We start from the raw sequence: 12,117 nt of genomic DNA on the forward strand, positions 1-12,117 counted from the left end.
CAAACCTCCTGTTTTGATACATTACTTTCTGCCGACAAGCAGCCGGGAAGACCCCAGCATCATCATGGCAGCCCAACGGTGGGAGCCAAAAGCTTCCTGTGCAGTGTCAACGAGTCGTACTTCCTCATACCCCATATCCCGCAGTTTCTGCGCAAAACCTTCCATGTCACCGTACATCTTTGGTTTCATATCATCGTTGAGTGCAAAGACGCCGCCTTTTTTCAATACCCGCAGGCTTTCCAGCAGCAGTTTCTGCATATCAGCACCCATAACATTGTGATAGACATAGTTGCTGATAACTACATCAAAGCTCTCATCAGGAAAATCCAGCTGCTTCGCATCACCGTGCTGAAATACACAGCGGGAAGCCACGCCCTCACTGGCAGCATTTTTCTCGCAGAGTGCCTTGCTGTAATTGTACACAGCACCCCAGTAATCAACACCGATCACTTGTGCTTTCGGCCATGTCAGAGCCGCACGGATTGTCAGTGCTCCCGAACCGCAGCCTACTTCCAGAATCTTCCCCTCACCGTCATAGTCCAGATGAGAGAGAACGACTCGATGAACCTGTTCCATGATTCCGCCACCACCAAAGGCATACTGCCGCCTGATCCATGTGATCCAGATCAGTAAAACCAAAAGTGCGATTGTGATAACAGTAAACAGAACACCAAGAACAGCGACATGTAATACATAAAAAGAGAGGACAGCCAGCACAGCGGCCAAAACTTCGATTCCGCCAATGATGTAAAAGACAGGGTTGGACATCCAGCTTCCATAGTCTTCTCCGTGGGTGCCAAGTCGGATATTTTCCTGCTTACAATGGTTCTTGTTCATTACATTTCCTCCTTCTTTACCCAAGTTTCCAACTCTGGCTTTCTGTCTGCAGTTTTACCATATGGGCATATACACCATTCTTTTCTTCCAGATCCTTTGGTGATCCTTCTTCTGCCACGGTGCCATCAGAAAGGACAACGATCTTATCCGCTCCGGCTACGGTACGCATTCTGTGGGCGATAACCAGAACGGTTTTATCTGCGATCAGACGGGAAAGGGCTGTCTGTATCAGAGTTTCATTTTCCACATCCAGAGAAGCAGTCGCTTCATCCAAAAGAATGATCGGCGCATTTTTCAGAAATGCACGGGCAATAGAGATACGCTGGCGCTCTCCGCCGGATAGTTCACAGCCATTTTCTCCGATATTGGTATGCCATCCATCCGGCAGTTTTTTGGCAAATTCATCCACATTGGCAAGTTTCGCAGCCGCAATGACCTGTTCATCTGTGGCGTCTTTGTTTCCGATTCGGATATTCTCCAGAATCGTATTGTCAAACAGTGTGACATCCTGGAATACGATGGAATACAGAGAAAGCAGTGTTTCCGGGTCTATTCGGGATACATCCATACCTCCCACGGTAATCTTTCCTCTGTTAATATCCCAGAATCTTGCAGCCAGCCGGGATACGGTTGTTTTCCCGCCGCCAGATGGGCCGACCAAAGCCGTAACCTCTCCCTGTTTTGCCGTAAAGGAAACATCTTTCAATACTGTTTCTCCGGTATTGTAGGCAAACCCAACATGGTCAAAGACAATATCATACCCCTGATTGGAAAGCCTGTCACTGCCTTGCTGGATCGGATGATCGAGAATCTCATTCATTCGGGCAATGTTGGTTCGTGTACTGATGACTGCCGCAAGATTCTGGAGCGCGCCCTGCAGAGGGTCATATAAACGGGATACTACCAGAAGGAACATAAAGAATGTAAGCACGGAGAGGCTTCCTTGCATGAGCAGAACAGCTCCCACCAGCGCAACCGTTGCAATACCAAGCTTCAGCACCAGTGACGCGGAAACCACAAAAACAGCAAGGCCGAATTCATTGAGGATGGAACGATGCTCCACAGCACGGATCTTCTTTTCCAGCCCTTTTAAATATGCCTGCTCCGCATTGTTCGCTTTCAGGTCACGAACTGTTTCAATACACTCCTGTATCCCGTCTGCGCAGGCCATCTTCACATCCATCGCTTTCTGATTCAGATTTTCCTGAATCTTTGCGGAAAATCCCACAATCGCAAAAGCAACCGGCAGAACCCATAAGGCAGCCAGCGCCATTCTCCAGTCCGTAAAGAGCAGACCGATAGAAATCAGAACCGTAGAAATGATCGAACCCACAAGCTCAGGGATAAAATGCGAAAAACTCTGTTCCAGAAAGGTACAGTCCGCCATAATGGTACTGGTAAGATCGGCTAAATCCTTTTTTCCGAAAAAAGAAAGAGGGATTTTGCGCAGATGCTCTGCCAGGGTAATGCGGCGGACACCGCTTTCTTTGTAAGTGGCAAAATAGGTCGAATTGTATTGAAAGAAAGTGGTCAGCAGAATCAAGCCGATACACACCACGCAGCCTGCCACATAAAATGGAATTTTCCCACCGGGAACACCCCCCGTTCATCAGATCGCTGACCAGGTAATATAAAAGTCCTACCGGGAACATAAAAGACAGATTCTGAAGGACACAGGCCAGGCAGCCTTTGATCAGGTCTTTTGCTCCCTGTTCAGACAGGGCATATTTTTTCTGCAGTTTTTTGATCATATCACTGCACCTCCTTTGTTACCTTCCATTGCACGGAAGTCTGGTAATTTTTCCACATACGGCTGAAAATGCCGTCTTTTGCAAGCAATTCACGACTGTTCCCGCACTCGGCAACCTGTCCGTCCTGAATGACAAAAATCTGATCCACATTTGTTACGGTAGAAAGCCTGTGGGCAATCATAATCACTGTCTTTCCCTCGGAAAGTTTTGAGAAAGCAGCCTGTACACGGCTTTCGTTATCCGGGTCAGCAAAGGCAGTGGCTTCATCCAGAATAATAATCGGAGCATTTTTCAGCATCACACGGGCAATGGCAATTCGTTGCTGCTCTCCACCGGATAGATAGACCCCCTTTGTACCGATGACCGTATCCACACCCTGTGGGAGTTTTTCCAGAATATCATCGCATTGCGCGTGATGAAGGGCAGTCAGAACTTCCTCACGGGTAGCTTCCGGTTTTCCCATACGCACATTTTCCAGAATGGACGCCTTGATGAGACGGCTGTTCTGAAATACGAAAGACACCGTATTCATGAGTTCCTCTTTTGGGATGTCTTTCACATTAACACCACCGATTTTTACCATTCCGCTCTGGGGATCAAAGAATCGGGAAATCAGGTTGGCAAGGGTTGTCTTACCACCGCCGGACGGGCCTACAAAAGCTACCGTCTGCCCTTCAGGAATGGTCAGTGAAATATCTTCTATTACTTCTTTTTCTCCATCATAACTGAAATGAACCGATTTCAGTTCCACGGAAGCATTGTGCGGGTGTATTGGATGTTTGGTTTCCTCCAGAGGCTTCAAACGCAAAACGCTGTCAATTCTCTGTAAAGCGTCATCTACGATCATGGCATTTTCACTTTGGAACATGATACGTGTCAGTGTAATAGAAATAACCGGCGTAATAATGATATAGAAAATGAGATCCAGTAAGAAACCGGAAGTCACACCGTCTTGTGTCAGCAACAAGCCTCCGGCGATCAGTGTGGCAAAAACTCCGTTGATTGCAGCTGTATAGAACATCATCGGTGTCCGAAGCTGCTTGGTATAAGCGATCACCCATACTTTATACCGGTCAATGGATTCTTTAAACTTCTTAAAGGAAAAGATGGTCTGGCCAAAGGTTTTTACCACCGGAATCCCGCGGACATACTCTACCGCTTCGTTGGACATATCATCCAGCGCATTCTGGTATTCTTTCATCTTTTCCTGCATCTGCTTTCCGGTCATTGTCATCATGATCAGAAATCCCAGCACAACCGGAACAAGGCTCAACAGACCCAGTCTCCAGTCAAATGCAAACAACAGCACCAAAAGACCACAGGGGGTTGCAATGGCATTGGCTCTGTCGGGAAGCTGATGAGCGAGATAGGTTTCAGTGGCTGCGCTGGATTCGTTGACGATCTTGCGCAGTTTTCCGCTGCCAAAACTTTCGGCAAAACCTAAGGGAAGTCTGACAATATGTTCCATGGTCTGGATACGCAGGTTTGTGGCGATACGAAATGCCCCTAAATGGGAACACATCAGCCCTGCTATGTAGACAAGCACCGCTATAACCGCAAACAATACTGCCATCCAGCCATTACCGGTCAGGTTCTGTGCCTGGCCAAAATTCGGTGCCACCTCCAGTACTTCCTTGATCATTTTCCAGATGTAATAGAAGGGTACCAGAGCGATCAGGGCACTGATTGCAGAAAGCACCCAGGAAGCATAGGTCAGGTACTTATGGCTACCTGCAATTTCCAGCAGGCGTGATAAATTGGATTGTTTTTTCAAAAAAATCCCTCCTTTTCTTTGTGTTTATGATAAAGAGAACACGTCTATGTTCTTACAATATCCGAATTTAGGTTAGCTGTTGCTAACTATCGAACAAAAATTATAAGGCATTACTGCCCCATAATTTTCATCCATCCTGCTGTATAAAAGGCGCGCATTTCTCTAACGTAGTTTTCGGCATCTTTTAGCGGCATTTCATGAATGATCAATTCAAAAAAAGTATGAAACATGCCGGTGATCAGAATATGCTCCAGCGAAGGATCGATATGGGGAGAGGGCCTTCCAAGCTTCCTTAAAACCTCCTGATAGGCATGAGTCCCTTCCACTTCAATCTCCACCATTTCATCAATTAGCCCGGCAAATTTTGTTCCTTCCGAACAGACAAGGATCAGTTTACATTCCTCTAAATGCTCATACGCATAATGAAGAATATCGTACATGCAGATTCCCGAAATATCACTCATGACTTCCGGCTGTCTGGCAGCTGGAAGTTCGGCAAACTCCTGCTGTGCCTTTATAAAACGGTTGCGAATATATTCATAATGCTCACCAACGATGTCTTCAAAAAGTTCTTCTTTACTTTTGTAATATCCGTAAAAGGCTCCGGTAGTCATTCCCACGGATTTCACAATATTCCGCAGAGAAGCGTCTTTATATCCTTTTTCTAAAAATTCCGCTTTCGCTGCCCGGTGGATATTTTCTAAAGTCATTCCATTTCCGTTTATTTTGCACACCTCCTATATAACAGTGCTATATAACACTGTTATAATTTTAATCTCTGAAAAAGGTTTTGTCAATAGCAACAAGAAATAGTTGCATAAAAACTGCAATCTAAACATCATTCTGCACTTTTTCTTTCAGCCTGTCCATGCACCTGTAAACTGCCTTTTCGGTAATCTTCAGATACCTGGCGATTTCATGAGTGCTGTACCCCTAGATCTTCATCAGAACGATCTGCAGGGTAAGCCTGTCCACTGTGATCAGTACATGATACAATTCCTGATTCTCAATATGATCCAAGAAGTCCTGTACTGTTTTCAGCTCTGCCTGATCAGTAGATGCTGTGCATCTGCATCAATCAGCAGGACTTTCTTTCCTTGCTTTGCCAGACTGACACCCAGGTTGACTGCTGTGGTTGTCTTTCCCACGCCACCTTTTTGATTGGTCAGAGCAATCACTTTGCAATTTGACATAGGTGCGTCCTCCTTCCTATAATGTCAAGCCTTCTCTGACATTTCTTTATCCTCTTTTCTTACGAGTCTTCTTGCGAGTTTTTTTTAATACGACTCGTAAGAAACTCGTAACATTAGATTTTTCAGTAAAGAAAAAGAGCATATGGAATTGAATCCATACACTCTATGATTGCTGGGACTTTATTTCATTTTTAATTCAACAAACTTTTGTTTATCTCGTTCTTAAGTTCATCTTTATTCTCGTATGTTCTCACTATCGGAATCGTACTCTGTCTGTTCTACATAATCTGCGGAACAGTCTCGTTTGTACGGACAAAAATAAACTGAGCCACGGCTGTTCCAACACGAAATCAGACGTGGCCTTATTTATATCATTTCACTCTTTTTTGAAATAGAGCAACACCACAGCAACAACTCAAATCGACTTAAAATTCCAGACTATTCGCATTCAGCAAGAAATACTTCATTCCCATGATGACAAAACCTTCATCATTTCTCCAAGGCTTTTTGCTGCCATTTACAATGACGATCTTCTTGAAAGAGTCCGGGATATTACGTAGAGAATTGAACTCCTGCGTCTGTTTTTCTTCCGAAGTCATGTCATATGCAACCTGGATATAGTATCTCTGGTTTCCTTGATTCACCACAAAGTCAACCTCCAACTGCTTGCGAACACGTTTGCCCTCTTTATCCTTATCGAAGATATCCACGACACCCACATCAACATTGTAGCCACGGATCAGCAGCTCGTTATAAACAATGTTCTCCATGATATGAGTAGGCTCCTGCTGTCTGAAATTCAGACGTGCATTTCTCAGTCCCAGATCAGTAAAGTAGTATTTCAGATTTGCACCGATATACTTTCTGCCCTTAATATCGTATCGGCTTGCCTTGGAAATCAAAAAGGCATCTGTCAAATGGTCGATATGCTTGGAGATGGTTTTATTAGCATAAGTCATCTGGCGCTCACTGGCAAAGGTATTGGCAATCTTTGAAGGGTTGGTCGGTGCGCCGATTGCAGATGCAAGCACATCAACCAGAATCCCAATCTCATCCACGTTCTGAATCTTATTTCTTTCAATAACATCCTTCAGATAGACATTTGCAAAGATGTTCTTCAGATAGTCCGCTTTCTGTCGTTCTCTCTGGAAACTTACGATCTGCGGCAATCCTCCGTAGATCATGTAGTCATCCCAGGCATCATCATAATCGCCGTCATAGACAGAATAAAACTCTGCAAAGGAGAGAGGATAGATTCTAATCTCATCACCTCTGCCACGGAACTCGGTCACAATGTCGCTGGACAGGAACTTGGAATTACTTCCGGTGACATACACATCAATATTGCTCATGCGGAGCAGGCTGTTCAGCACTTCCTCAAATTGTGACATAAACTGCACTTCATCAAGAAGCAGATAGTATTTGCCATCGTCTTTCATGGCATCTTTGATGTACTTGAAACACACCTTAGGATCTCTTAGTTCCTCATTTTCAATACCGTCCAATGCAATCTCAATAATATGATCAACATCAACGCCGTTCTCCAGTAAGTATCTCTTAAAGATGGTAAACAGCAAAAAGGATTTGCCACATCTACGAATGCCGGTAATCACCTTTATCATTCCATTATCTTTTCGCTCGATCAGCTGCTGTAGGTAAGCGTCTCTTTTAATCTCCATCGTTGTACTCCCCATTTCCGTGCATCTGCACACTTTTTAGTAATGAGATTCTATCACAGAACAACCTGAACTTCAATATGTATTCCCATTTTATGTGCATCTACACACTTTTATGTAATGTTGATAAGTATATTTTCAGATTTTTTTGATTGCAGTGTCTATAATCGACTACTCCAATCGTTATTATAGGTAAACAACAAAAAGGAGATGGTTCAACAAACTGGAATTGTACTACCGAATAAAATTAGTCAGTACTTTTTCTTCTGTATCGGGCATTTCAATCCCTTGCTTTTTTCCAAGTGCAATACATTTTAATAACCATGCCATATTATTAGCAAGTGTTCTCATTGTCTGCCTTCCCTCTAAATCCTGTCTCACATCATCAGGTGTAAATCCGTGTACCTGATTCCAATACTGCGATGAAACAACAGGCATCGTATCATGATTTATCTGGTTTCTGAATCAGAGGTAGAAAAGACATATGAAATGTTTCATGGGGAAAATGCTTTGGCTGATTTTCATACTGAAAAGTACTTAAACCGAATCGTAACATCAGCAAATGAGCCTGTTGAAAAGATACATATTTTTGATGCAGGTAAAGATGACAGGATAATAGAGCTTGTTAAATTACTTGTGGCAAATTCTCTTCTCGAAAATGAATGATATATTTGGTGGCTACACCCCAAGCCCCTGTAGAATCAATAATGCCGGCACTGGATGCCAAAATCCCGCACCGGCATTATTAATTGTAATTCTTTTTTCTACTCAAATAAATTTGTCGGTAATTTCTTTTTCTCTACATCCTACAAGCCCAAGTAAAACTAACATATAAAGACCAAATAATAGTACTCTTTTCAAACTTATAATTCCTTTCCAAGTTCATATGCTTTCTTCATCACATCCACATGGCTTGCAGCTGTATTTGCAGCATCAATTCCACCGCCACTTACGATGCCTTTTAAGGAAGCCTTTTCAAAACAATCTGCCCAGCCTTGCAGACCATTGTAGGCTTTTTCAAATGTACTTTCATCATTCTCAGCGGCAGTTGCAATCATATAAATATCTCTGAATGAATAATCTGTCGAATACAAAGGATTCAATCTATCAAGAAGTGTTTTCATCTGACCGCACATCTCATAGTAATAAATTGGTGTTGCATAGACAATGACCTCCGCATCCTTTACCTTTGCCATAATATCTGCAACATCATCCTTCAATACACATATTCCAGTCTTCTGACAGGATAGACACCCGACACAATATTTTATATCTTTTCCTTTCAAAGAAAGAAGTTCCACATCATGCCCAGCTTCTTTTGCTCCCTTTGCACACTCCTTTGCGAGTACATCAGAATTGCTGCCTCCTCGAAAACTTGTAGATATGATCAATACTTTTTTTGCCACAATTAAATTTCTCCTTTTTCAGCGTCTTTTTTAACCTTACGTATAACTTTCGCAGGCACTCCTGCCGCAATCATATTGGCCGGAACATCTTTTGTTACAACTGCTCCGACTGCAATGATCGAACCTTTACCAATCGTAACCCCTGGAAGAACCGTTACATTTGCTCCAATCCATACATTTTTTTCAATATGAATCGGCTGAAATATCATACCAGCTCTTTTCTCAGGATCTTCCATATGATTGATTGTTGCCAGTACTGCATTATGTCCAATCAGGACTCCATCCTCTATATAAATACCACCCTGATCCTGAAACTTACATCCTGCATTAATAAAAACATTATTACCTATATGGATATTTCGCCCACAATCCGTATAAAACGGAGGAAACATTCCAAAACTCTCATCTATTTTCTGCCCGGTAAGTTCTGACATAAGCTGTACAATTTCTTCTTTTGTATGATATTTGTTATTCAGCTCCATCGTTATTTTTAATGCCCTTTGAGACAGCTCATGCATGATCAGATGGTCTTCACTTCCACCGTCTACAGTATATCCGGGCTTCATATTACTCAAATATTCTTCAAATGTCATGATTAACCAACCCCGTTTTCTTTAAAAAATTTCTGGATTTTATCAAATGGGATTACATCCAGATTATCGTAAAGATCTGTATGAACAGCCCCTGGAATTGTCAGCAGCTCTTTATTGGATGTGTACTTGCTGTCCTTGATCATATTTTCATAAGCATCTTTTCCAAAATAATAACTGTGCGCTTTTTCTCCATGAACGATAAGGACTGCACTTCTGATTTCATTACAGTACTTTAATATTGGCTGATTCATAAATGACATACATCCAATACTGTTCCAGCCCCCATTGGAATTCAGGCTCCTTTTATGATAACATCTGCCTTTATAATACTCACTATAATCTTTTACGAAGAGAGGGGCATCTTCGGGAACCGGAAGTGGAACACAACCACCGCTTCTGGAATACTCGCCTTTACGGTATTCTTGTGTTCTGAGGGCATTCAGTGACTGTTTCTTTGCATAACGTGCTTCTTCACTGTCCTCAGAATCAAAGTACCCATTTGCATTTACCCTTGTCATATCATACATGGTAGATGCTACAGTTGCTTTTATTCTTGTATCCAATGCAGTTGCGTTAAGAGCCATTCCACCCCATCCGCAGAGTCCAATGATTCCTATTTTATCCGTATCCACATCTTCCCGAACAGAAAGAAAATCAACAGCAGCCATGAAATCTTCTGTATTAATATCCGGAGAGGCCATGAATCTTGGATTTCCTCCACTTTCCCCCGTAAAAGAAGGATCAAATGCAATCGTTAAATATCCTTTTTCAGCCATCGTCTGCGCATATAATCCAGAACACTGTTCTTTGACTGCACCAAATGGTCCGCTTACGGCAATCGCAGGATATTTCCCTGACACATTTTTCGGCTTATACAGATCTGCAGCAAGTGTAATTCCATAACGATTTACAAATGTCACTTTCTTATGGTCTACTTTTTCACTCTGTGGAAAAGTTTTATCCCATTCAGATACCAACTTTAATTCTTCTGTTTTTAACATATTTAACATCCTCCATATGCAAAATTTCTTGTAATTACACTAACAATAGTATATGATATAAATATCATATAACCTAAAGTTGACTTTAGGTCAAGCATATTTTGAAAGAAGGTTTTTTATGTATACAATCGGTCAGGTCTCTGCAATGTTTAGTCTTCCTGTTTCTACCTTAAGATATTATGACAAGGAGGGTTTTTTCCCTAATCTGGAACGTAAAGGAAACATCCGTTATTTCAGCGATAATGAGTTGGAAGCGCTTCGTATCATTGAATGTCTGAAGAAATCTGGGCTTGAGATCAAAGATATAAAGCAATTTTTTATCCGGGTATCTGAAGGCAGCGCCAGCTATGAAAAAAGGAAAGAATTATTTGAAGCCAGAAAATCAGCTGTTGAAACTGAAATCCAGGAACTTCAAAAAACTCTCTCCCTCTTAAAATTTAAGTGCTGGTATTATGAAACAGCAATGAAAGATGGTAATGAAGATACGATAAATGCCATGTTACCTGATAAACTTCCAAAAAATATACAGAAACTATATGACAAAGGACATGAATGATTTTTGTTTCTTCTTCAAGCTGGAATTTGTCGAATCCCTTCATCTTTAAGCGAACTTCCATCTCTAAATACAACTTCAAATCTTTCTTCTTTCTTTGCCATGTTTATTCCTCCTCGTTAAGCGTTAAATACCGATTTATCCAATTAAGACAACTGAAATTTTATTCTTTATCGTTCAAAAGATTATTTACTCTTTCAACTGGAAATCTGTCTTCAATGTCAATTATTTCAAACAAATTTAGGGGTAATTCTTTCTCTCCAATCAGAGTAAGATATTCATTAACAGCTCTGCGGTCAATCATAATTTTCCCATGACCGTCCCAATGACGATTGCTCTCTCTCTTTTTCAAGCCAGAAATCCAATATTCATCGCCGTTTTCAATATCTACATAGTTAGAATAACCACCATTATATTTTTGAAAAGCGTGGTCATTAAAGTAAATGGTTTTCTTGGTTTTTGAAGTTTTCACATATCCAATCCATGCTGGACCATCATCAGAATATCCTGTTTTTAGTTCAATATACATTAAATCTTTAATCATTTATATCACTCCTAAATTCCGATTGAGATTTCACCTGTTTTAAGGAATTTAATACTTGTTATATTTTGTTATTAAATTCTCCGCAAACCCTTGAAAACGCTGGATTTATCGCAGGTGAGCTTTCCCTTATTGTTTCCCTTGTGTTATATCTTCCCATATAAGTTTACGAACTCTGATAAGGGAAAATACAAGGGCATAAGATGTCCGGTGGACATCTGCTCTGTGCCGACCGAAGCGGCAGCAGAGACCAAGAAAAATCTGATAACACATTATAACACAAAATAAAAGTGACATGGTGAACTGATTGAAATACTTCTGATTTTGTAACTGATGATTGATCGAACGATAAGGAGATAAGATACGATGAGAACATTATTTGCAGAATATAACCCACAGTGCAACAGCATTGATGTTTATACAAGTGCTGGTTACTTGCTATCCCTGATACCTTATTCTTTCAACCAGCGTTTCCTTTTTCAGATTACTGCTTAAAACGAGGGAAAGCACAATCTGCAAAAAACCGACCAGCAAAATCATAGCAAGAATTGGTGTAATTGGAACATGATAGACATTTATTCCAAATATTCCATTATGCTTTGCATAGGCAAAGAGCGCATAGCCAAGTGGCAGACCAACGATAAGTGCTACACATATGGTGCCAACCGTAAAAATCAGTCCCTGTAACTGCAGGCATAAATTTAATTGTTTATTTGTCATACCCACAGCCTGTAATATACCATATTCCTGCTTTTTTGTCGTAATATTCATGATCATGGTATTCGCCATATT

The 12,117-nt window shown here is 41.5% G+C and carries 11 protein-coding genes and 4 pseudogenes; 3 read left to right on the forward strand and 12 right to left on the reverse strand.

Features of this window, described 5'->3' with window-relative positions; genetic code table 11:
• Positions 1 to 21: 21 nt before the first annotated feature.
• From H8Z79_RS16190 to H8Z79_RS17540, 7 genes and pseudogenes are all read right to left on the reverse strand, one after another.
• Positions 22 to 837, reverse strand: coding sequence for a class I SAM-dependent methyltransferase (locus H8Z79_RS16190; protein WP_187002944.1), 816 nt, complete (start codon positions 835 to 837; stop codon positions 22 to 24).
• Between the two features lie 16 nt (positions 838 to 853).
• Positions 854 to 2,588 (reverse strand): annotated as a pseudogene (locus H8Z79_RS16195) (ABC transporter ATP-binding protein).
• A gap of 1 nt (position 2,589) precedes the next feature.
• Positions 2,590 to 4,362, reverse strand: a complete 1,773-nt coding sequence (locus H8Z79_RS16200; RefSeq protein ID WP_118039877.1) for an ABC transporter ATP-binding protein — start codon at positions 4,360 to 4,362, stop codon at positions 2,590 to 2,592.
• Positions 4,363 to 4,472: 110 nt separating this feature from the next.
• Complete coding sequence (locus tag H8Z79_RS16205) at positions 4,473 to 5,096, reverse strand: TetR/AcrR family transcriptional regulator (protein ID WP_334291027.1); 624 nt, start codon at positions 5,094 to 5,096, stop codon at positions 4,473 to 4,475.
• Between the two features lie 327 nt (positions 5,097 to 5,423).
• A pseudogene (locus H8Z79_RS16210) lies at positions 5,424 to 5,555 on the reverse strand (ParA family protein); the annotation flags it as partial.
• A 425-nt stretch (positions 5,556 to 5,980) separates the two neighbouring features.
• A complete protein-coding gene (locus H8Z79_RS16215; RefSeq protein ID WP_187002945.1) occupies positions 5,981 to 7,234 on the reverse strand; it encodes an ATP-binding protein in 1,254 nt (417 codons plus the stop codon).
• Positions 7,235 to 7,465: 231 nt separating this feature from the next.
• Positions 7,466 to 7,669, reverse strand: a pseudogene (locus H8Z79_RS17540) (flavodoxin family protein); the annotation flags it as partial.
• Positions 7,670 to 7,675: 6 nt separating this feature from the next.
• On the opposite strand from H8Z79_RS17540, the gene H8Z79_RS16225 reads away from it, so the two are divergent.
• A complete protein-coding gene (locus H8Z79_RS16225) occupies positions 7,676 to 7,897 on the forward strand; it encodes a CpXC domain-containing protein (RefSeq protein WP_225877043.1) in 222 nt (73 codons plus the stop codon).
• 197 nt (positions 7,898 to 8,094) lie between these two features.
• Here the strand turns inward: H8Z79_RS16225 and H8Z79_RS16230 are convergent, their stop codons facing one another.
• From H8Z79_RS16230 to H8Z79_RS16240, 3 genes are read right to left on the reverse strand one after another with little or no spacing between them, the layout of a single operon-like run.
• Entirely contained in the window at positions 8,095 to 8,637 is a 543-nt protein-coding gene (locus H8Z79_RS16230; protein ID WP_187002946.1) for a flavodoxin family protein, read from the reverse strand.
• A 2-nt stretch (positions 8,638 to 8,639) separates the two neighbouring features.
• Positions 8,640 to 9,230, reverse strand: a complete 591-nt coding sequence (locus H8Z79_RS16235; RefSeq protein ID WP_187002947.1) for a sugar O-acetyltransferase — start codon at positions 9,228 to 9,230, stop codon at positions 8,640 to 8,642.
• Positions 9,231 to 9,232: 2 nt separating this feature from the next.
• A complete protein-coding gene (locus H8Z79_RS16240; protein WP_187002948.1) occupies positions 9,233 to 10,231 on the reverse strand; it encodes an alpha/beta hydrolase in 999 nt (332 codons plus the stop codon).
• Positions 10,232 to 10,349: 118 nt separating this feature from the next.
• Here H8Z79_RS16240 and H8Z79_RS16245 point away from each other — a divergent pair, with 118 nt between their 5' ends.
• Positions 10,350 to 10,787, forward strand: coding sequence for a MerR family transcriptional regulator (locus H8Z79_RS16245; protein WP_118050597.1), 438 nt, complete (start codon positions 10,350 to 10,352; stop codon positions 10,785 to 10,787).
• A 160-nt stretch (positions 10,788 to 10,947) separates the two neighbouring features.
• Here H8Z79_RS16245 and H8Z79_RS16250 read toward each other — a convergent pair whose 3' ends face one another.
• Positions 10,948 to 11,328 (reverse strand): hypothetical protein, encoded by a 381-nt coding sequence (locus H8Z79_RS16250; protein WP_015541392.1) that lies wholly within the window; start codon positions 11,326 to 11,328, stop codon positions 10,948 to 10,950.
• Between the two features lie 363 nt (positions 11,329 to 11,691).
• Between H8Z79_RS16250 and H8Z79_RS16765 the strand changes: the two are divergent.
• Positions 11,692 to 11,772 (forward strand): annotated as a pseudogene (locus H8Z79_RS16765) (DUF6061 family protein); the annotation flags it as partial.
• Here H8Z79_RS16765 and H8Z79_RS16255 read toward each other — a convergent pair.
• A partial coding sequence (locus tag H8Z79_RS16255) for an FtsX-like permease family protein (protein WP_187002949.1) occupies positions 11,764 to 12,117 on the reverse strand: 354 nt, incomplete at its 5' end. The pseudogene H8Z79_RS16765 and the gene H8Z79_RS16255 overlap by 9 nt on opposite strands.

The sequence above is a fragment of the Blautia intestinalis genome (assembly GCF_014297355.1).
Classification (GTDB): domain Bacteria; phylum Bacillota; class Clostridia; order Lachnospirales; family Lachnospiraceae; genus Blautia_A; species Blautia_A intestinalis.

Bases quoted from the DNA above. Each gene is read 5' to 3' on its own strand.
- H8Z79_RS16250 (WP_015541392.1), bottom strand. From the start codon at position 11,328: ATGATTAAAGATTTAATGTATATTGAACTAAAAACAGGATATTCTGAT.
- H8Z79_RS16225 (WP_225877043.1), top strand. From the start codon at position 7,676: ATGATTTATCTGGTTTCTGAATCAGAGGTAGAAAAGACATATGAAATG.
- H8Z79_RS16215 (WP_187002945.1), bottom strand. From the start codon at position 7,234: ATGGAGATTAAAAGAGACGCTTACCTACAGCAGCTGATCGAGCGAAAA.
- H8Z79_RS16245 (WP_118050597.1), top strand. From the start codon at position 10,350: ATGTATACAATCGGTCAGGTCTCTGCAATGTTTAGTCTTCCTGTTTCT.
- H8Z79_RS16240 (WP_187002948.1), bottom strand. From the start codon at position 10,231: ATGTTAAAAACAGAAGAATTAAAGTTGGTATCTGAATGGGATAAAACT.
- H8Z79_RS16235 (WP_187002947.1), bottom strand. From the start codon at position 9,230: ATGACATTTGAAGAATATTTGAGTAATATGAAGCCCGGATATACTGTA.
- H8Z79_RS16190 (WP_187002944.1), bottom strand. From the start codon at position 837: ATGAACAAGAACCATTGTAAGCAGGAAAATATCCGACTTGGCACCCAC.